A 256-nucleotide genomic window follows, 5' to 3' on the forward strand; every position below is an offset into this window, starting at 1 on the left:
GTTCAAAACTGTCGTGTCAACTTTAAAATCGCCGTAAACAACCTGCGGGAAATTACCTTTAATTTGTAAGCTATCTTTCTGAGTGTCGATTAAGCCATAAAATTGAGATTGTTTAAATACTGCGAGTTCTGGCACAAACTGTTTCAACAGCTTGGAATCATAAATTTGAACAGCAAACCTCATTCTTTGGTCTGGAATTTTCGTTACAGTTCCAAAGGCATAGTACTTATTAATTTCGTTGATAATGGCATTGCTT

General features: G+C 35.5%; 1 protein-coding gene. It reads right to left on the reverse strand.

Features of this window, described 5'->3' with window-relative positions; genetic code table 11:
- A partial coding sequence (locus tag AC0IW9_RS31260) for a hypothetical protein (protein WP_471652182.1) occupies nucleotides 1-256 on the reverse strand: 256 nt, incomplete at both ends.

The sequence above is a fragment of the Belnapia sp. AC561 genome (genome assembly GCF_979252845.1).